The sequence below is a fragment of the Microbacterium sp. LWO13-1.2 genome (genome assembly GCF_038397725.1).
In the GTDB taxonomy this organism is placed as follows: domain Bacteria; phylum Actinomycetota; class Actinomycetes; order Actinomycetales; family Microbacteriaceae; genus Microbacterium.
Map to the genome: position 1 here is coordinate 3838132 of NZ_CP151634.1, position 19659 is coordinate 3857790.

Sequence of the window (19659 nt, forward strand, 5' to 3'; positions counted from 1 at the left end):
CGTCCAGAACTAGCTCAACCTGGCTGGACGACTGCATCCGTTCGGCGCATGCTGGGCGTATCACGTTCGGCAAGGAAGGCGACCGATGAACGACGAAGCCCTGCTCCCCCGGGACACCCCGGTGCAGCTCATCGATCCCGACGGCCGCCCCGTCGAGGATGCGCAGTACTCCGTGTCGAGCACGGACGTGCTGCTGCACGCCTACCGCGGACTCGTCGAGGCGCGGCGCATCAACGACCAGTGCACGGCGCTGGTACGACAGGGCCGTCTCGCGGTGTATCCGTCGTCGCACGGCCAGGAGGCCTGCCAGGTCGGTGCGTCCCTCCTGCTCGGCGAGCACGACTGGCTCTTCCCGACGTATCGGGACTCCGTCGCGATCATCGCCCGCGGGGTGGAGCCCGCCGACGCCATGGTGCTCCTCAAGGGAGACTGGCACTCCGGATACGACCCGCGGCAATATCGGGTCGCTCCGCAGGCGACTCCCCTCGCCACCCAGCTCCTGCATGCTGTCGGATTCGCGCACGCGGCGAAGATGCGCGGTGAGGACACGGTCGTCATGGCCCTGTGCGGCGACGGCGCCACGAGCGAAGGCGATTTCCACGAGGCGATGAACTTCGCTGCCGTCTTCCAGGTGCCGGTGGTGTTCTTCGTGCAGAACAACGAGTTCGCGATCTCGGTGCCGCTCTCGCGCCAGACCGCCGCGCCCTCGCTCGCGCACAAGGCGATCGGCTACGGGATGCCGGGACAACGCGTCGACGGCAACGACACGGCCGCCGTGCTCGCGGTGCTCGGCGAGGCGGTCTCCCGAGCGCGATCGGGCGGCGGGCCGTCGCTCGTCGAGGCGCACACCTATCGCATGCAGGCGCACACCAACGCCGACGACGACACCCGCTACCGGGAACGCGCGGAGGTCCAGGCGTGGGTCGCCCGCGATCCGCTGGTGCGGTTGCAGACATACCTGCGCGCGCAGGGAGTGCTCGACGAGGCCGCCGAAGACGCGCTCGCCGCCGGTGCAGAGGAGATCGCCGCCGAGCTTCGTCGTGTGATGAACGCCGACGCCGACCTCGACCCCGAAGACCTCTTCCGGTTCGTGCGAGCGGAACGCTCGCCGCAGCTCGACGAGCAGTGGAACCTGCTGAAGGGCGAGATCGACCGCGACCAGTTGACCGACGCCGGAGGTGCGCGATGACCATCACCCATGACGACACGCGCGTGGAGGATGCCGTGACGACCGCGACGACGCAGACGATGACGATGGCCGCCGCCCTGAATCGGGCGCTCGCCGACGCGCTGGCCGAGGATCCTTCTGTTCTGGTCTTCGGCGAAGACGTCGGTGCGCTCGGCGGAGTCTTCCGGATCACCGACGGACTCACCGCTCGCTTCGGCGAGGAACGCTGCTTCGACACCCCGCTCGCCGAGGCCGGCATCGTGGGCACCGCCGTCGGAATGGCGATGAACGGGATGCGCCCGGTCGTCGAGATGCAGTTCGACGCGTTCGCCTACCCCGCCTTCGAGCAGATCGTCAGCCACGTCGCCAAACTCGGCAACCGCACCAGGGGTGCGATCCGGATGCCGATGGTCATCCGCATCCCGTTCGGCGGCGGCATCGGCGGTGTGGAGCATCACTGCGACTCCTCCGAGGCGTACTACGCGCACACGCCCGGTCTCACCGTCGTCGCACCCTCGACTCCGCAGGACGCGTACTCGCTGCTGCGCGCCGCGATCGCCTCAGCCGATCCGGTCGTCTTCCTCGAGCCGAAGAAGCTGTACTGGTCCAAAGGCGAGGTGGACACCAGCATCCGCACCCCGCTCGACACGGCGCAGGTCGTGCGCGACGGCACCGACGTCACGCTTCTCGCCTACGGCGCGGCGGTCCCACTCGCGCTGGAGGCGGCCGCGGCGGCAGCCGAAGACGGACGCAGCGTGCAGGTCGTCGATGTGCGCTCGCTGTCACCCTTCGACGACGCGACGGTGACGGCGGCGGTACGCTCGACCGGTCGCGCCGTCGTGATCGCCGAGGCCCCCGGGTACGTCTCGGTGGCATCCGAGATCCAGGCGCGGGTGTTCGAGCGCTGCTTCGAATACCTCGCGGCTCCCGTGCGCAAAGTCACGGGCTTCGACGTGCCGTTCGCGCCGCCGAAGCTCGAACACTGGTACCTGCCCGATGTCGATCGGGTGCTGGATGCCATCGACTCGCTGCACTGGGATGAGGACGCATGAGCACGCTCACGACGCACGTGTTCCGCCTGCCGGATCTCGGCGAAGGTCTCACCGAGGCCGGCCTCGTGCAGTGGCTCGTCGCCGTCGGCGACACGATCGCCACGGACCAGCCGATCGCCGAAGTGGAGACGGCCAAGAGCGTGGTGGAGTTGCCGTCCCCGTTCGCCGGTGTCGTGACCGCGCTGCACGGCGAGGCCGGCGACACGATCGACGTCGGTGCGCCGGTGCTGGAAGTGGCGGATGCCGCGGCTCCCGCCGTCCCCCGGTCGTTGAGCGAGCGAAGCGAGACGAAACGCGCCGATCCGGCGCATGAGCATGGCGAGCACGAGGCCTACCGCGAGGAGGAGCGCGCCGGCTCCGGCAACGTCCTCATCGGGTACGGGACCTCTGAGCGCTCGGCGAAGGGGCGACGTCGTCGTGTCTCGGCCGCCGCTGCCGTACCCCCCGAGGTCGTCGAGCCGGCCGTCGTCGAGACCCAACAGGTCGATCCCGACGCATCTGCTCTCGATGCCCGCCGCCCGGTGGCCGTCCGCTCCCCCCTGGTCCGGCGCCTCGCCCGCGATCTCGGCCTCGACGTGCACGCAATCGCTCCCACCGGCCCCGACGGGGCGATCACCCGTGCCGACGTTCTGCGCGCAGCCGTCGACCATGCTGTGGACGGCGTCGCCACGCACCACCGCGTCGCAGACCCCGCATCCCTCGGCGAAGTCGATGGCCTTCCGATCCGTTCCCGCGAGCGGATGTCGCCGCTGCGCAAGGCGGTGAGCGCCAAGCTCACCCGAAGCCGTTCGGAGATCCCGGAGGCGACCGTCTGGGTCGACGTCGACGCCACCGCTCTCTGGGAACTGCGCGCCCAGATGGCCCCCGAGGGCGGAAAGGCGCCGTCGATCACGGCGCTGATCGCCCGCTTCGTGCTGCTCGCGCTCGAGGATTACCCGGTGCTGGCATCTCGCCTGAGCGAAACCGGCGAAGAACTGATCTCCTTCGACGGCGTGAACCTCGGCGTCGCCGCCGACACCGAACGGGGCCTGATGGTTCCCGTCATCCCGCGGGCGCACGCCCTGAGCGTCGAACAGCTCGACGCGGCGCTGCGGGAACTCAGCGCGACCGCGCGCGCGGGTGCGATGCCGTCGGATCGACTGCGCGGCTCGACGTTCACCCTGAACAACTACGGCGGTCTCGGCGTCGACGGTTCGGCCGCGATCATCAACCATCCCGACGTCGCGATCCTCGGGATCGGTCGGATCATGGAGCGTCCCTGGGTCGTCGAGGGCCAGATCGTCGCCCGCCGCATCGCCCAGCTCTCGCTGGTGTTCGACCACCGCGTCTGCGACGGCGGTTACGCGGCCGGGTTCCTGCGCCGCGTCACCGAGCTCATCGAGCATCCGCTCCGCGCCTTCGGGAGGGTCTGATGCCCGGTCAGCGGGATGCGACGACCGACGTGTTCCTGGTCGGCGGAGTGCGCACCCCGATCGGACGATACGGCGGCGCGCTGGCTGCGGTGCGGGCAGATGATCTGGCCGCGCTGGTCGTGCGGGAAGCCGTCGTCCGTGCGGGCATCCCCGACACCGCGATCGACGAGGTGATCCTCGGAGCCGCGAACCAGGCCGGCGAGGACAACCGCAACGTCGCCCGGATGGCCGTGCTGCTCGCGGGACTGCCGGACACGATCCCCGGGATCACCGTCAACCGCCTCTGCGCATCGGGAATGTCGGCGATCGCGATGGCTGCGCAGGCGATCCGTGCCGGCGATGCCGACATCATGGTCGCCGGCGGCGTCGAATCGATGACACGTGCGCCCTGGGTGCAGGCGAAGCCGGATCGCGCCTGGGCGAAACCCGGCGAGGCCTTCGACACATCCATCGGCTGGCGATTCACCAACCCGCGGCTCGCCGCACGCGACAAGGCGACGTTCTCGATGCCGGAGACCGCGGAGGAGGTGGCTCGCCGCGACGGGATCACTCGGGCGGATGCAGATGCCTTCGCCCTGCAGAGTCAGCAGCGCGCCGTCGCCGCGATCGATGCGGGCCGCTTCGCGGCCGAGATCGTCGGGGTTCCGACTCGCACCGGAGAGGTGAGGATCGATGAAGGCCCCCGCCGCGACACGAGCCTTGAGGCGCTGGCCGCGCTGCGCCCGGTGGTTGCGGGTGGCGAAGTCGTCACGGCCGGCAACTCGAGCTCCCTCAACGACGGCGCCTCGGCGATCGTCGTCGCCAGCGCGGACGCCGTCCGCCGCCACGGCCTCGTCCCGCGCGCCCGCATCGTGACCGCGACGTCCGCGGCTCTGGCCCCGGAGATCATGGGGCTGGGACCGGTGCCCGCGACGGAGAAGGCGTTGCAGCGCTCCGGCATTCAGGTCGCCGACATCGGCGCCGTCGAGCTCAACGAGGCCTTCGCGACGCAGTCGCTCGCCTCGATGCGCCGTCTCGGTCTGGACCCGGCGATCGTCAACCGCGATGGTGGCGCGATCGCGCTCGGTCACCCCCTCGGCTCGAGCGGATGCCGGATCGTCGTGACACTCCTCGGTCGGATGGAGCGCGAGGATGCCGGAATCGGACTCGCCACGATGTGCGTCGGCGTCGGCCAGGGCACCGCAATGATCGTGGAGCGCGTCCGATGAGCCTGCATATCGACGAGCGCGAAGACCGCGTCATCGCCACGCTGGATCGCCCGGAGAAGCGGAACGCGATCGATCAGGACATGATCGACGCACTGCACGCGCTGTGCGCGACTCTCGAGGAGAACCCGCGCACGCTGATCCTCACCGGGTCGAACGGTGTCTTCGCCGCCGGCGCCGATATCGCTCAACTCCGCGAGCGCACCGCCACCGACGCCCGGAAGGGCATCAACGCGATGGCGTTCATCCGTATCCGCGAACTGCCGATGCCGGTGATCGCGGCGATCGACGGCTACGCGCTCGGCGGCGGCGCCGAGCTCGCCTACGCCGCCGACATCCGCATCGCCACCCCCGCACTGAAGATCGGCAACCCGGAGACCGGCCTCGGGATCATCGCCGCAGCCGGCGCGACGTGGCGACTGCCCGAGATCGTCGGCGAGGCCAGGGCGAGCGAGCTGCTGCTCACCGGCCGCTCCCTCGGCGCGGATGAGGCACTGGCCTGGGGACTCGTCTCGGCGGTCCACCCGGCAGACGAGATCCTCGACGCCGCGAACGCCATCGCCGACCGCGTCGTCGCGAACGACCCCCTGGCCACGCAGCACACGAAGCGCGCGCTGCGCGCTGCGCGCGCCGAGCATCCGGCGATCGAGTTCGAACTGCAGGCCGAACTGTTCGAGTCCGCGTCGAAGTACCAGCGGATGACCGACTTCCTGGAAAGGCGAGCACGACGATGACCACCGAAAATCCGGCAGCCCCTTCCCACGTCGGCGTCCTCGGCGGCGGGCGGATGGGCGCGGGCATCGCCCACGCCTTCCTGCTCGCCGGCGCTCGTGTCCGTGTCGTCGAGCGGGACACGGCAAGCGCGGAAGCCGCCTCCGAGCGCATCGTCGAAAGCATCGGCCGCTCTGTGGAACGCGATAGCGCCCTCGACGCTTCGGAGATCCTCGGACGCCTGGAGTGCGGCGCGGACTACGCCGCATTCGGCGCCTGCGACCTCGTGGTCGAGGCGGTACCGGAGGACCGTGCGCTGAAGGAGGCGTCGCTGGCCAGCGTCGAGGCGGCGATGCCCCAGACCGCGGTGCTCGCATCCAACACCTCCTCCATATCCATCGACGACCTCGCCGCGGGCCGCGGAAAGCCTGAGCGCTTTCTCGGGCTGCACTTCTTCAACCCCGTCCCGGCCTCGCGCCTGGTCGAGATCGTTCAGGGCGCGACGACGGATCCGGCCATCGTGGAAGCGGCCAGGGACTGGGTGCGCGCCCTCGGCAAGACGCCGATCGTGGTGCGGGACTCCCCCGGCTTCGCATCCTCCCGCCTGGGCGTGATGCTCGGACTGGAGGCGATCCGGATGCTCGAGGAGGGCGTCGCGAGCGCGGAGGACATCGATACGGCGATGACGCTCGGGTACCGGCATCCGATGGGCCCGCTGCGCACGACCGACATCGTCGGGCTGGACGTGCGGCTCGGCATCGCCGAAGAGTTGGCCGCCACGCTGGGACCGCGCTTCGAGCCACCGCCCCTGCTGCGCACGATGGTCGCCGATGGCCGACTCGGCCGCAAGAGCGGTGAAGGCTTCTACACATGGACTTCTGCTCCGGCAGAGAATGGAAACGGACGATGAGCGACATCCTGCCCAGCTACGTCGAGGGAAGCTGGTGGACCCCCACCTCACCGCAGAAGACGACGGAGGTGCGCGACGCGTCGACCGGCGAGATCGTCACCCGCGTGAGCACCGAGGGCCTTGATCTCGGCGCCGCCCTGGAGCATGCTCGCACGGTCGGGCAGGCGAGTCTCGGAGCGCTCACATTCCACCAGCGCGCGGTGCTGCTCAAGCAGTTCGCGCTGGCGCTGACCGAACGCAAGTCCGAGCTCTACGCGATCTCCGCGCGCACGGGAGCCACCAAGACCGACTCCTGGGTCGACATCGACGGCGGCATCGGTGTGCTCTTCTCCTACTCCGGAAAGGGGCGGCGCGAGCTGCCGAACGCCCAGGTCTACGTCGACGGACCGGTGGAGCCGCTGTCCAAGGACGGCTCATTCCTCGGTCGGCATATCTACACCCGGCTCACCGGCACGGCGGTGCAGATCAACGCCTTCAACTTCCCGGTGTGGGGGTCGCTGGAGAAGTTCGCCCCCGCCTTCCTCGCCGGCATGCCGACGCTCGTGAAGCCGGCGACGCCGACCGGCTACCTGGCCGAGGCGTTCGTGCGGATCCTCGTCGAGTCCGGCCTGCTTCCCGATGGTTCGCTGCAGCTCGTGAGCGGCAGCGTGCCCGATCTCTTCGACCACCTGCGCCTCGGCGACATCGTCGGCTTCACCGGCAGCGCCTCGACGGCCGAATCGCTGCGCGCGCACCGTGCGGTGCAGACCGGCGGCGTCCGGTTCACCGCCGAGACCGACTCGATCAACGCCTCGGTGCTCGGCACCGATGCCGTCGACGGCACACCCGAATTCGATGCCTATGTGCGCCAGCTCGTCACGGAGATGACGACGAAGGCTGGGCAGAAATGCACCGCGATCCGGCGGGCGATCGTCCCGACGGCATCGGCGGATGCGGTGATCGCAGCCGTACGCGCACGCATCGCCGAGAAGGTCGTGCTCGGCGACCCGCGCGCAGAGGGCGTCACGATGGGACCGCTGGCGTCGACGGCGCAGCGCGATGAAGTGCTGCGCCAGGTGCGGAAGCTGGCGGATGCCGGCGGACGCGTCGTGGTGGGCACCACGGAGGCTCCGGACGTGCGTCGCGAAGACGGCACCACCGGTCCCGTGGCCGACGGTGCCTTCGTCTCGCCCGTCCTGCTGCGGTTTGACGATGCATCCGCGGAGGCCGTGCACACGGTCGAGGCTTTCGGCCCGGTGTCGTCGCTGCTCACCTACGACACCACCGCCGAAGCCGCGGCTCTCGTCGCCCGCGGCGGCGGTTCGCTGGTGACCAGCATCGCGACGCACGACCCGCTGCAAGCGGTGCAACTCGCGAGCGCGATCGCGCCGTTCAACGGCCGGATGCTCCTGCTCGACCGCGATGACGCCCGCTCGTCCACCGGTCACGGATCCCCGCTGCCGAACCTCGTGCACGGCGGCCCAGGGCGGGCCGGCGGCGGCGAGGAGCTGGGCGGCATCCGCGCGGTGCTGCACCACATGCAGCGCACCGCCGTGCAGGGTTCCCCGGAGATGCTCACCGCGCTCACGGGGGTCTGGCATGCCGGCGCCGCCGCCCACAGCGAGGGGCGGCATCCGTTCCGCAAGTCGCTCGCGGAACTCCGCATCGGCGACCAGATCGTCTCGGCATCGCGTGAGGTGACGCTCGACGACATCGAGACGTTCGCGCATTTCACCGGCGACACGTTCTACGCGCACATGGACGAAGAAGCGGCCGCGGCGAACCCCTTCTTCCCCGGACGGGTCGCGCACGGCTACCTGCTCGTGTCCTGGGCTGCGGGACTCTTCGTCGATCCCGAGCCCGGCCCGGTGCTCGCGAACTACGGCCTGGAGAATCTGCGCTTCCTCACTCCGGTGTCGCCGGGCGACAGCATCCGCGTCGATCTGACCGCCAAGCAGATCACCCCGCGTGAGACCGACGAATACGGCGAGGTGCGCTGGGATGCCGTCATCCGCAACCAGGAGGACGAGACCGTCGCGACGTACGACGTGCTGACGCTGGTATCGAAGGAGTAGCAGACCGAGCGGAGATCAACCGCGAAGCGCGAGGACGAACGGCAGGACCTCGGTCGCGCCGGCCTGCCGGAGGATGCGGGCGGCGACGGTCAACGTCCATCTGCTGTCGGCCTGGTCGTCCACGAGCAGCACCGGTCCCGGTGGAATATCGAGCCCCTCCGCGGTGAAGCGATCCCAGAGTCCGGCGAGCCGGAACGCGCTGTTGCCTCCTGGCTGACCCGTCGGGCCGCCGGCCACCGGTTGGAGCGCGCCGATGAACGGAAGGCGCCCGACCTCGGCGAGCCCGCGAGCGAGGGAGTCGACCAACAGCGGGCGCGACCTCGACGGCATGGCGACGACGGCGACCGGGCGCTCGGCCCAGCCCCACTCGGCGAGCACCCGCACGCACCCGGCGAGCACCTGCGGCGACACGGGCGCATCGGCGACTCCTGCCGCGAACAGCTCGCGCAGGGTGCCGCCCCAGCCGAGATCGGTGAGGCGCGCCAGCGCCCGGCCCTCGCCGGCCTGCTCGGCGGGGCCGATCCGCCCCTTGACCGGCGCTCCGAGCCGATCGGCGCCGGTCGGCCACTGACGACGCGGGTCGATGGCGACGCCGACCCGGTCGAGCGATTCGGCGGCCGTCGCGTTCGCCGTCGCCTCGATGTCGGTGGGGAACCAGGTTCCGGCGCAGTTGTCGCACCGCCCGCAGGGTACGGCAGTGTCATCGTCGAGGGAACGCTGGAGGAACTCCATGCGGCATCCGTCGGTCTGCTCGTAGTCGATCATGTGCTGCTGCTCCGCCACGCGCTCGGCCGCGATGCGCGCGTAGCGTTCGGCGTCGTAGGCCCAGGGCTCACCGGTGGCGACCCAACCGCCCTGCACCCGGCGCACGGCACCATCGACATCGAGCACCTTCAGCAGCAGTTCCAGCGGCGTCCGCCGGATGTCGACCATCGCCTCGAGCGCCGGTGTCGAGACCGGCGCGTCGCCGAGCGCGGCGATCACTCGCTCGGCGCGCTCCTGGTCGGGCATCGACGCGGTCGCGAAGTAGTGCCAGATGTCGCGGTCCTCGGTGCCGGGAAGCAGGAGCACGTCGGCGCTGTCGCTCGCACGCCCGGCACGGCCGACCTGCTGGTAGTACGCGACAGGTGACGACGGGGCTCCGAGATGCAGCACGAACCCGAGGTCGGGCTTGTCGAAGCCCATGCCGAGCGCGCTCGTGGCGACGAGAGCCTTCACCTCGTTGCGCTTCAGCATCCCCTCGGACTCCTCGCGCTCGTCAGTGTCGGTCTGCCCCGTGTAAGCGCGGACTTCGTGGCCGCGTTCGCGCAGAAGACGCGCGGTGTCGACGGCCGCCGCCACGGTGAGCGTGTAGATGATCCCGGAACCGGGCAGGTCATCGAGGTGACTGAGCAGCCATGCCAGTCGGCTCGGAGAGTTCGGCAGGCGCAGCACCCCCAGGCGCAGGGATGCCCTGGCGAGCGGCCCGCGGATGGTGAGCACGTCGGCGTCTTCACCGGTGCCGGTGCCGAGCTGCTCCGCGACATCGGCCACGACGCGGCTGTTCGCCGTCGCCGTGGTGGCGAGCACAGGCACCTCGGCCGGCATCTGCGCGATGAGGTCGCGGAGCCGCCGGTAGTCGGGACGGAAGTCGTGCCCCCAGTCACTGATGCAGTGCGCCTCGTCGACGACGAGCATGCCGATGCGCCTCACGAGGGCGGGCAACTGCTGCTCGCGGAACGCGGGATTGTTGAGCCGCTCCGGCGACACCAGCAGCACGTCGACCTCGTCGCGGTCGAGCTGCGCCAGCACGTCGGCCCACTCATGGGCATTCGTCGAGTTGATCGCCACCGCTCGCACCCCTGCCCGCTCGGCGGCGGCGATCTGGTCGCGCATGAGCGCGAGCAGGGGCGAGACGAGCACGGTGGGGCCGGCCCCCTGCCGGCGCAGCAGCAGGGTCGCGACGAAGTACACCGCGGACTTGCCCCAGCCGGTGCGCTGCACGACGAGCGCACGGCGGCGTCCCACGACCAGCGCCTCGATCGCCTCGTACTGCCCGTCGTGGAAGTCGGCGTCGGGGCGTCCGACGAGTTCACGCAGCGCGGCCAGGGCAGCGCTGCGTGTGTCAGCGGGAGGCGTGGGGGAGGTCATGTCCCCACTCTGCCTCACGCGACCGACATGTCCCTCCGGCTCGGAGTTGCGGAGACGCCCGGCTCAGGCCGCGAGGGGACCCAGATGGCCGCATCCGGCCCATCGAGGCGACAAACTGCGACCCCGCCCCACAGCGAGGGGTCGCAGTTGGTCGCATCCCGCGTATCGACGCGGCAAACTGCGTCCCCTCCCCGAGATGACGGCCCCAGATGGAGATCGCGCGCCGAGGCCAAGTTCCACTGGCCAGGACTACCCGAAGTCAGCCGCGCTGTGTCGCCCCGGCCAGCACTGCGGATGCGGCGGCGCGAGCATCCGCAGCCGAGGACGCCGCGAGAACGACGTCGGCGGCCCTGCGGCAGGCCTCTTCCGTCGCATCGGCGAGTGCTGCGGCGACGCGACCCAGAGTCCGCGGGGTCATCGACAGGCTCGTCGCGCCGAGGCCGACCAGCACCGGCGCGAGTGCGGGGTCTCCCCCGGCCTCGCCGCAGACGCCGACGGGCTTCCCGGCCGCGCGCCCCGCGGCCCCCACGGCTCCGATGAGGCGCAGCACCGCCGGCTGCCACGGGTCGTTGAGATCGCCCAGATCGCTGAGCAGCCGATCGGCGGCCATCGTGTACTGGGCCAGATCATTGGTGCCGATGCTCACGAAGTCGACGACGTCGAAGAGTTCGGCCGCCAACAGCGCGGCCGAGGGCGTCTCGATCATGATGCCGACCCGTTCGAGGCCGGCTTCCCGGCACCGGGCGGCGAAGTCGCGCGCTTCGTCGACTGTCGACACCATCGGCGCCATCACCTCGACCTGCGCCGACTCCGACGACGCAGCGAGCGCCAGGGCACGCAGCTGATCGTCGAGCAGCGCCGGCGAACGGCGGGCGATGCGCAGTCCGCGCACGCCGAGCGCCGGGTTGTCCTCGTGGTCGGCGTTCGCGAACGGCAGCGGCTTATCGCTGCCGGCGTCGAGCGTGCGCACGACGACCTTGCGCCCCCCGAACGCGGCGAGCACTCCACGATATGCGGCGACCTGCTCATCGACGGTCGGGGCATCGTTGCGGTCGAGGAAGCAGAACTCCGTGCGGAAGAGTCCGACGCCCTCGGCGTGCGCGGTGGCGGCCGCCCCGGCATCCGTCGCCCCTCCGACATTGGCGAGCAGCGGGATCGCCCGGCCGTCGGCCAGCGCCCCGGCGCCGTCGAACGCGACGACCACGGACGCCGCTCTGGCATCTTCGATGCGCGATTCCACGGGATCGATCTCGACGGTGCCGCGGTCTCCGTCGACGAGGACGGTCATCCCCGCCGGGATCCCGGCGGCTTCGGCCACGCCGACCACGGCCGGCAGTCCGAGGGAGCGCGCGATGATCGCGGTGTGCGAGGTCGGGCCGCCCTGCTCCGTCACCAGGGCGACGCACCGACCACCCTCGAGCGCAGCGGTGTCGGCCGGCGCGAGGTCTGTGGCGACGAGCACGAAGGGCTCATCGCGCACGGGAATCCCCGGCATCTCGAGGTCGAGGATCTCGGCGACGATGCGGTCGCGCACGTCGCGGATGTCGGCCGCGCGCTCCGCCATCCGTCCGCCGAGCGCCGCGAGTCCGCGTTCGTGCGCAGCCGCGGTCTCCCAGACGGCTCGCGCGGCGGTCAGCCCCTTCGTGCGCACGAGAGCGGTCGCCTCCGAGACCAGCTCGGGATCGGATGCCAGCAGCCGGGACGCGTCGAGGATCGCCCGCGCTTCACCCGAGGCATCCGCGGTGCGAGAGCGCAGCTCGTCGGCGACGGCCACCGCCGCCCACTCGATGCTCATCGCCTCGGCGGCGCGCTCGGCGGCCGCAATCACGACACCGCTCTCGGGCTCGGGGATGGAGGGCGCAAGATGCACGACGGATGCCGCGGCCACCCCCGCACTCACGCCGCGCCCGCGCAGCACCGTGCCGGAGGCGATCGGGGCCGACTGCTTCGGCGCCGTCGGCGCCGATGGGGCCGACACGCGCTCCGGCATGTCCGTCCCCTCCCCGAAGCCATCGTCGAAGAGCGCGGCGAGGCGGTCGAGCGCCGCTTCACCCGCGGGGCCGGTCGCACGGAGCTCCAGGCGCTCGCCCTGCCTGGCGCCGAGCATGAGCAACCGAGAGAGGCTCGCGGAAGATGCTTCCGGCCCGTCGGGCAGCCGGCGCAATCGCACCCGGGCCCCCGCGGTCGCCTCCGCGATGAGTGCAGCAGGACGCGCGTGGATGCCGAGAGGATTGCGCACCCTGACGATCCGCGACACCGCATCCGGCCCGGTGAAATTGTCAGAACCCGGGGGTTCGGCTGCCTCGATGGCTGGCGCGTCAGGAACCGGGTCCCCGAGCTGACCTGTTTTCGCTCCGAGCGCTGCTGTCGCCTCCTCGGCGACCGCGTCGAGCGCCGACCCGGCCGCAGCCGACACAACGGCCGCCAGCAGTCCTTCGACGAACGGTGCCGGCACGAGCCGCACCGGTACGTCGCTGGCTCGCAGCTCCAGGGCGAACTCGGCACTGAGCACCGCCGAACCGAGATCCATCAGCACCAGGACGCCGTCGCAATCGTCCGCGAGCTCGTCGATCGCCGCCGCCACCGCGACCGCGTCGGTCCCGAGGATCGGGGTGCCGTCGGCATCCATCCCCGCCCCCGCAGCGACCTGCACGCGCACGCCACCGCCCGGCACCATCTGCAGGGCGAGCTCGAGAGCCGCCTCCCCGAGCCGAGCACTGTGGGAGACGGCGACGATGCCGATCATCAGGACGCGATCGCCGCGGCGAGGGTCTCGAACAGGATCGCCGTGGATGCGGCGCCCGGGTCGAGGTGCCCGGTGCTGCGCTCTCCGAGATAGCTCGCCCTGCCCTTGCGGGCCACGAGCGGGAGGGTCGCATCACGGCCGGCGGCGGCCGCATCCGCAGCGGCACGCACGCCGTCGGCGAGGCCGGCACCACCTGCGATCGCCGCGTCGAGTGCATCGACCGCCGGGGCCATCGCGTCGAACATCGTCTTGTCGCCGGCTTCGGCCTTGCCGCGGGCAACGATGCCGTCGAGTCCGGCGCGCAGGGAAGCGGCGAGCGCCGCAGCATCCAGCTCGGTCACCGGCCCTGCCGCCATGCCCATCCGCAGGAACAGCGTGCCGTAGAGCGGACCGCTGGCGCCGCCCACCGAGCTGACGAGGGTCATGCCGACGGTCTTGAGCAGCTCATCGACGGTGGCGGGCGCTCCGGCATCGAGCTTCTCCACCACCGCGTTCATGCCCCGCGTCATGTTCGCTCCGTGGTCGGCGTCGCCGATGGCAGAGTCGAGTTCGGTGAGCCATTCGCGCTTCTCGGTCACGGCCTCGCGGTAGCGCGAGATCCAGTCGATAAGCGTCTTCGTGTCGATCGTGTCAGTCATGTTTTTCTTTCACAGGTCGTGCGGTCACGGCTCCCGTCGCAAGAACGCCCGGAATCCGACGCCCTTTCCGGGCTTTTTCGCGACGGGAAGGGTTCGGTCAGATGCCCCAGCGGAGTCCTGGGGTGTTCACGGGCGCGTCCCAGAGGCGCAGCAGTTCGTCATCGACCTTCAGGACCGTGACCGAGCATCCGGCCATGTCGAGGGAGGTGATGTAGTTGCCGACCAGATTGCGCACGATCTGCACCCCCGCCTCCTCGAGCAGAGCGGCGACCTCGGCGTACATCAGATACAGCTCGATCTGCGGCGTGCCGCCCAATCCGTTGAGCATCACGATCGCGGGTCCGGCGAAATCGAGATCGGCGAGGATCGGCTCGACGAGCTGGCGGGCGATGTCGGATGCCGGAGCCAGGGGCTCACGGTGACGACCGGGTTCGCCGTGGATGCCGATGCCGATCTCCATCTGATCCTCGGGCAGGTCGAAGGTGGGCTTGCCTGCGGCCGGCACGGTGCAGCTGGTGAGGGCCATCCCCATCGAGCGTCCCTGGCCGTTGATCCGCTTCGCGAGTTCCACGACGGATGCCAGGTCCTGCCCCTCTTCGGCGGCGGCACCCACGAGCTTCTCCAGCAGCACGGTGAGTCCGACCCCGCGGCGACCAGCCGTGTAGAGCGAGTCCTGTACGGCGACGTCGTCGTCGACGATGACCGTACCGACCTCGATGCCCTCCATCGAGGCGAGCTCGGCGGCCATCTCGAAGTTCAGCACGTCACCGGTGTAGTTCTTCACGATGTGCAGCACGCCGGCTCCCCGGTCGACCGCCTTCGTGGCGGCCTGCACCTTGTCCGGCGTCGGAGAGGTGAACACCTCGCCGGCGACGGCGGCATCCAGCATCCCGACCCCGACGAAACCGCCATGCAGCGGCTCATGCCCGGAGCCGCCACCGGAGAGCACCGCAACCTTGCCCTGGGCCTTGGGCATCGCGCGCGTGATGACGTGGTTCTCGAAGTCGACCGCGAGTTCGGGGTGAGCCAGGCTCACGCCCCTCAGCGACTCGACGAGCACATCTTCCGGCGCGTTGATGAGCTTCTTCATCGTGCGATCTCCCTTGATCTCGATTCCGAAGAAATCGGAACGCTTTTCGTTAATGTCGAATATGCTCGGGCTGAGTCGGGTTGTCAAGACCATCCTGAGAACCGACGCGAATACCCGGATCGATGACGAACCGGAGGGAGGATGGATCCGTGATCCAAGCCATCGACCGCGCCGCGAAGGTGCTCGAGCTGCTGCAGGGCGCCCGTCATCTCGGCATCACCGACCTCGCGACCGCATTGAAACTGCCGCCCTCCACCGTTCACGGCATCGTGAAGTCGCTCCGCGAGCACGGACTCGTCGCCAAGGAGCGCGGCGGACAGCGGTACATGCTCGGCCCGACGCTCCTCCGGCTGAGCAATGTGTACCTGGACACCCTCGATGTGCGTGCGCGGGCGATGCGATGGACGCAGGAGCTCGCCAGACGCACCAACCTGTCCGTACGCCTCGGCGCTCCGCACTTCCATGAGGTGCTCGTCATCCACCACAACCTGCGCCCCGACGACAGCCAGCAGATGCTCGAGACCGGCGTCGCCATCCCCGCACACGCCTCCGCGATGGGAAAGGTCCTGCTGGCCTACGACGTCGGCTTCCAGCACACGGTCTTCGAGCAGCCGCTGCGCAGCCTCACCGGCGACACCATCACCGACATCGCGCGATTGACCCTCGATCTGCCCGCGATCGCCGAGCGGGGCACGGCGACCGAAGTCGACGAGGCCGTGCTCGGCGAGTCATCCGTCGCCGCTCCGATCGCCGATGCGTCGAATGACATCGTCGCCGCCGTCGCCGTGGTGATGCCGTCGACCCAGCTGCCGGCACCGGATGCCGTGCTCGATGCGCTGCGCGAGACCGCCCGCAACATCTCGCGCGAGCTCGGGGCCACGACCTGGCCGCCGCGCATCGCACCGCCCGAGGATTCTTAGCGAAGCAACCGGCGAGAGCACCCGTCGCGTGACGCGAATCGGGAGGTGCCCGGACGATCGCGGCCCGCTATACTGCTCGCAATCTGTCCTGCCGGCTCCCGTGTGCCATGGACAGCTGCCTTCACGAAAGGCACCGATGCCTTATGCCCGATCTGGTCACCGCGCGTCCGCGCCATGCCCTGGATGAAGACGGGAACATGCGGGTTTCCGCTGACATCGACGGCGCCGCCCCACTGTGGTTCTCCGTCGCGGCGGACGCCGAGGAATTGCTCGCCGACCGGGCAGACCATGTGGCCGTGGCTCTGCTGCTGCCTGCGATGCGTTACGGACGTGATCTCCGCGTCGGTGGCGTGGTGACAGACAGTCTGCTGCACAGGCTGAACCATGACCTCCAGGCGCTGGTGCGAGCCGTGCACTCGAATTACCAGACGGTTGCCGTCACGGCTGACGAGACGATTCCCGCCGGCGAGGCCCCGACCGGAGTCGCGACGGGCTTTTCGGGCGGTGTCGACAGCTTCGCCACGCTGACGGAGTACGCATCCGCAGCAGGGGTGCCGGAAGCGTTGCGGGTGACGCATCTTCTGAACAACAACGTCGGGGCGCACGGCGAGGGGGGCGAGAGTCTGTGGCGAAGGCGATTCGAGGCGCTGCGGCCCGTCGCCGCGGAGCTCGGCCTGCCGTTCATTCGTGTCGACAGCAACATCGATGTCCACTATCCGCGGATGGGCTTCATGCAGACGGCGACATTCCGCAATGCCGCGGTCATGCATCTTCTCGGCGGCGGCATCGGACGCTGCTACCACGCATCCGAAGGGGCGTTCCGGAATCTGCGGATGCCACCACCGCACGGCGATATCGGCCTGGTGGGGGCGATGACGTTTCCACTGCTGTCGACGGCGGCGCTGACGGTGGAGTCCACGAGTTCGGGCATGTCCAGGATCGAACGAACGCTGGCGCTCGTCGGCAGCCCGTACGCGCGCTATCTGGATGTCTGCATCGACGCGGACCCGAATCGGACAACCAACTGCTCCCGATGCTGGAAATGCATGCGCACGATGCTCACGCTGGAGATCGCCGGACGTCTTGACGAGTTCGTTCCCGTGGTCTTCGTCCGTGCGCCGTATGAGCGACGGCGCTGGCAGTACTACGCCGAACTGTTGTCATCGAGTGAGCCGAACGATAGAGAACTCGTCGAGTACGGCGACAGAAACGGCTGGCGCTGGGGTGCGGCCGCCCGCGGCCGGGCTACAGCGCGCCGTGCCAAGCGCTGGGCACACGACCTGGCGCGGGCGACCCGATGACGTCGCCGAGGCGGCGATTCCCCGCCGCCTCTCCGACGTAGAGGCGCAGGTCGGCACCCGCGCGGCGTCTTCGGCGGCTGACCCTCACCAGGACGATCTGCCGTACGGCGCCGAAGTCCTCCGGCGAACCGCGCCCCTGTGGCGCGACGCTCCGCCTCGACTAGCGTGGAAACGTGATCACCCGCGAACTGGCCAAGGCAGCGCGAGCGGAAGCAGACGCCCTGCTGCCCGAACTGATCGCGCTCCGCCGCCGACTGCACGCGACGCCGGAGATCGGATTCCACCTTCCGCACACGCAGGCTGCCGTCCTGGAAGCGCTCGAACCCCTCGGCCTGGAGATCACGACGGGCACGGATCTGAGCTCGGTGACAGCCGTGCTGCGCGGATCCTCGGCCGGCCCCTCGGTTCTGCTGCGCGCCGACATGGATGCCCTGTCGATCACGGAAGCGACCGGGCTGCCGTATGCCTCGACCAACGGCGCCATGCACGCATGCGGTCACGACATGCACACCGCCGGACTCATCGGCGCCGCCCAGCTCTTGGCGGCGAGACGGGATGAGATCACCGGCTCGGTCGTCTTCATGTTCCAGCCTGCCGAAGAAGCCGGCGGCGGAGCGCCCCTGATGATCCGAGACGGGGTTCTGGATGCCGCCGGAGTCCGCGTCGATGCCGCCTACGGCATGCATGTCGGACCCGGGGTTCGCGGACTCTTCCAGACGAGGCCGGGCCCGATCATGGCCGGCTCGAACGCGGTCAAGGTCCGCATCCGTGGCCGAGGCGGTCATGGCGCCCGCCCGCACCTCTCGGTGGACCCAGTGCCGGCGGTCGCCGAACTCGTCCTGGCGCTCCAGAACTGGGTGACCCGCCGCTTCGACGTCTTCGACCCTGTGGTGCTCACCGTGACGAAGCTGTTCGCCGGCGAAGTCCTGAACGTGATCCCCGATGAAGCCGGTTTCGCGGCGACCCTGCGCACCCTTTCGGCCGCCTCGATCGAGACGGTCCGGAACGAGCTTCCCGCCTTCGTCGAGCGCATCGCCGCCGCCCACGGGTGTACGGCCGAGGTGGAGGTGATCGTCGGATACCCGGTGACGGTGAACAGCCACGCCGAAACCGGCTCCGCGATCGGGACTCTGCGAGGGATGTTCGGCGAAGAACGCGTCGAGGAGCTCGCCTCGCCTTTCATGGCATCCGAGGACTTCTCGTACGTGCTCAACGAGGTTCCGGGGGCGTTCGTCTTCTTCCGAACGACGCCGGCCGACCTCGACCCCGCCGAGGCGGAGGCGAATCACTCTCCGCGCGCGGTCTTCGACGATGGCCTGCTCGCGGATCAGGCTGCCGCGATGGCAGCGCTCGCACTGAGCCATGTCGGCCGAGCGGCGGTGCCGGCATGATCACCCGTGACCTCGCCATCGCGCTGCGAGATGCCGGCCTGACCTGGCTTCCCGACAGCGGCGACCGTTTCCAGCTCGATCTCCCGGACGATGTCGAGCACGAAGCCGAGGCCGAGATCTTCACGGTCAGCGAGATGACGATCGAGGCGCGGCGGACGCCGAGCGGCACCGACCTCGCCTTCAACGGCACGACCGAGTGGGCGCTCGATGCGGTCACGCTCGAGGATGCCGTGTGGCTGCCTCGCGAGGATCAGCTCCGCGAGCTCCTCCGCGGAACATTCCGCCGCCTCGTCCGCCTCGAAGACACGTTCCGCGTGGAGATCGAGATCGCCGGTGAGTCGCTGGAGTTCGAGCATCCGGATCCCTCGGAGGCCTACGGGAACGCGCTCCTGGAACTCATATCGCGCTCACTGTGAGCCGTTCTTCGTGAAAGACCGGCCGCGGACCTCGGCGACCGTCTCGCCGGTCTCGTCGACGACGGTAATGTCGTAGAGGCCTGTGCGCCCGCGCCGGACTCGGCGTTCCGCGGTCGCGGTCAGCCGCTGGCCTGGCCGCGTGGATGCGAGGAAGGTGATGTCGGCGCCCTGCGCCACCGTCGTGTTCTCGTCCTCATTGCAGGCGATCGCGAACGCCGTATCGGCGAGAGCGAAGACGAGACCGCCGTGCGTGATCCCGAATCCGTTCACCATGTCGGCGCGCACGATCATCGACACCACCGCACGCCCCGGCTCATCGAGGTGCACCACCATGCCGAGCGCCGCGGATGCGGCATCCCGGCGCAGCATCGGGCGCAACGCCTCAGACGCCGTCCCGATTCCGGCCGGCAATTCGTCAGCCGCCATCGTGCACCTCCCGAAGGCCCGCATCTTGAAGGGCGAATCCTTCTATGCAAGAATAACCTAACGATCGGTCAGTAAAGAAGCACCGAAGC

At 69.8% G+C, this 19659-nt stretch carries 16 protein-coding genes; 11 read left to right on the forward strand and 5 right to left on the reverse strand.

Going from position 1 to position 19659, the window contains the following annotated elements; translation table 11 throughout:
- Nucleotides 1–85: 85 nt before the first annotated feature.
- Genes pdhA through paaZ form a run of 7 tightly spaced genes read left to right on the forward strand, consistent with a single transcriptional unit; the run spans nucleotide 86 to nucleotide 8512 of the window.
- Nucleotides 86–1189, forward strand: coding sequence for a pyruvate dehydrogenase (acetyl-transferring) E1 component subunit alpha (gene pdhA / locus MRBLWO13_RS18370; RefSeq protein WP_341975529.1), 1104 nt, complete (start codon nucleotides 86–88; stop codon nucleotides 1187–1189).
- Nucleotides 1186–2220 (forward strand): transketolase C-terminal domain-containing protein, encoded by a 1035-nt coding sequence (locus MRBLWO13_RS18375; RefSeq protein WP_341975530.1) that lies wholly within the window; start codon nucleotides 1186–1188, stop codon nucleotides 2218–2220. The genes pdhA and MRBLWO13_RS18375 overlap by 4 nt, the downstream gene beginning before the upstream one ends.
- On the forward strand, nucleotides 2217–3632 hold the full coding sequence (locus MRBLWO13_RS18380) for a dihydrolipoamide acetyltransferase family protein (protein WP_341975531.1): 1416 nt from the start codon (nucleotides 2217–2219) through the stop codon (nucleotides 3630–3632). The genes MRBLWO13_RS18375 and MRBLWO13_RS18380 overlap by 4 nt, the downstream gene beginning before the upstream one ends.
- Nucleotides 3632–4840 (forward strand): acetyl-CoA C-acyltransferase, encoded by a 1209-nt coding sequence (locus tag MRBLWO13_RS18385; RefSeq protein WP_341975532.1) that lies wholly within the window; start codon nucleotides 3632–3634, stop codon nucleotides 4838–4840. The genes MRBLWO13_RS18380 and MRBLWO13_RS18385 overlap by 1 nt, the downstream gene beginning before the upstream one ends.
- The gene (locus MRBLWO13_RS18390) at nucleotides 4837–5571 is read left to right on the forward strand and encodes an enoyl-CoA hydratase/isomerase family protein (RefSeq protein WP_341975534.1); all 735 of its coding nucleotides are present in this window, start codon (nucleotides 4837–4839) and stop codon (nucleotides 5569–5571) included. The genes MRBLWO13_RS18385 and MRBLWO13_RS18390 overlap by 4 nt, the downstream gene beginning before the upstream one ends.
- Nucleotides 5568–6458 (forward strand): 3-hydroxyacyl-CoA dehydrogenase family protein, encoded by an 891-nt coding sequence (locus MRBLWO13_RS18395; RefSeq protein WP_341975535.1) that lies wholly within the window; start codon nucleotides 5568–5570, stop codon nucleotides 6456–6458. The genes MRBLWO13_RS18390 and MRBLWO13_RS18395 overlap by 4 nt, the downstream gene beginning before the upstream one ends.
- Complete coding sequence (gene paaZ / locus MRBLWO13_RS18400; protein ID WP_341975536.1) at nucleotides 6455–8512, forward strand: phenylacetic acid degradation bifunctional protein PaaZ; 2058 nt, start codon at nucleotides 6455–6457, stop codon at nucleotides 8510–8512. Before MRBLWO13_RS18395 ends, paaZ begins: the two co-directional genes overlap by 4 nt.
- A 15-nt stretch (nucleotides 8513–8527) precedes the next feature.
- On the opposite strand, the gene MRBLWO13_RS18405 is transcribed toward paaZ, so the two are convergent.
- From MRBLWO13_RS18405 to dhaK, 4 genes are all read right to left on the reverse strand, one after another.
- Nucleotides 8528–10642, reverse strand: a complete 2115-nt coding sequence (locus tag MRBLWO13_RS18405) for a RecQ family ATP-dependent DNA helicase (RefSeq protein WP_341975537.1) — start codon at nucleotides 10640–10642, stop codon at nucleotides 8528–8530.
- Between the two features lie 259 nt (nucleotides 10643–10901).
- Nucleotides 10902–13388: a phosphoenolpyruvate--protein phosphotransferase gene (gene ptsP, locus MRBLWO13_RS18410; protein WP_341975538.1), complete on the reverse strand. Its 2487-nt coding sequence runs from the start codon at nucleotides 13386–13388 to the stop codon at nucleotides 10902–10904.
- A complete protein-coding gene (gene dhaL, locus MRBLWO13_RS18415; RefSeq protein WP_341975539.1) occupies nucleotides 13388–14026 on the reverse strand; it encodes a dihydroxyacetone kinase subunit DhaL in 639 nt (212 codons plus the stop codon). The genes ptsP and dhaL overlap by 1 nt, the downstream gene beginning before the upstream one ends.
- A 97-nt stretch (nucleotides 14027–14123) precedes the next feature.
- Entirely contained in the window at nucleotides 14124–15116 is a 993-nt protein-coding gene (gene dhaK, locus MRBLWO13_RS18420) for a dihydroxyacetone kinase subunit DhaK (protein WP_341975540.1), read from the reverse strand.
- A 149-nt stretch (nucleotides 15117–15265) separates the two neighbouring features.
- Between dhaK and MRBLWO13_RS18425 the strand changes: the two genes are divergently transcribed.
- The 4 genes from MRBLWO13_RS18425 (at nucleotide 15266) to MRBLWO13_RS18440 (ending at nucleotide 19144) form a co-directional block, all read left to right on the forward strand.
- Nucleotides 15266–16036, forward strand: a complete 771-nt coding sequence (locus MRBLWO13_RS18425) for an IclR family transcriptional regulator (RefSeq protein ID WP_341975541.1) — start codon at nucleotides 15266–15268, stop codon at nucleotides 16034–16036.
- A gap of 197 nt (nucleotides 16037–16233) precedes the next feature.
- A complete protein-coding gene (locus MRBLWO13_RS18430; protein WP_341975542.1) occupies nucleotides 16234–17337 on the forward strand; it encodes a hypothetical protein in 1104 nt (367 codons plus the stop codon).
- Nucleotides 17338–17510: 173 nt separating this feature from the next.
- Nucleotides 17511–18728, forward strand: a complete 1218-nt coding sequence (locus MRBLWO13_RS18435) for a M20 family metallopeptidase (protein ID WP_341975543.1) — start codon at nucleotides 17511–17513, stop codon at nucleotides 18726–18728.
- Nucleotides 18725–19144: a pilus assembly protein CpaE gene (locus tag MRBLWO13_RS18440; protein WP_341975544.1), complete on the forward strand. Its 420-nt coding sequence runs from the start codon at nucleotides 18725–18727 to the stop codon at nucleotides 19142–19144. The genes MRBLWO13_RS18435 and MRBLWO13_RS18440 overlap by 4 nt, the downstream gene beginning before the upstream one ends.
- Here the strand turns inward: MRBLWO13_RS18440 and paaI are convergent.
- Nucleotides 19136–19570, reverse strand: a complete 435-nt coding sequence (gene paaI / locus MRBLWO13_RS18445) for a hydroxyphenylacetyl-CoA thioesterase PaaI (RefSeq protein WP_341975545.1) — start codon at nucleotides 19568–19570, stop codon at nucleotides 19136–19138. The two genes, MRBLWO13_RS18440 and paaI, sit on opposite strands and share 9 nt — an antisense overlap.
- Nucleotides 19571–19659 lie beyond the last annotated feature (89 nt).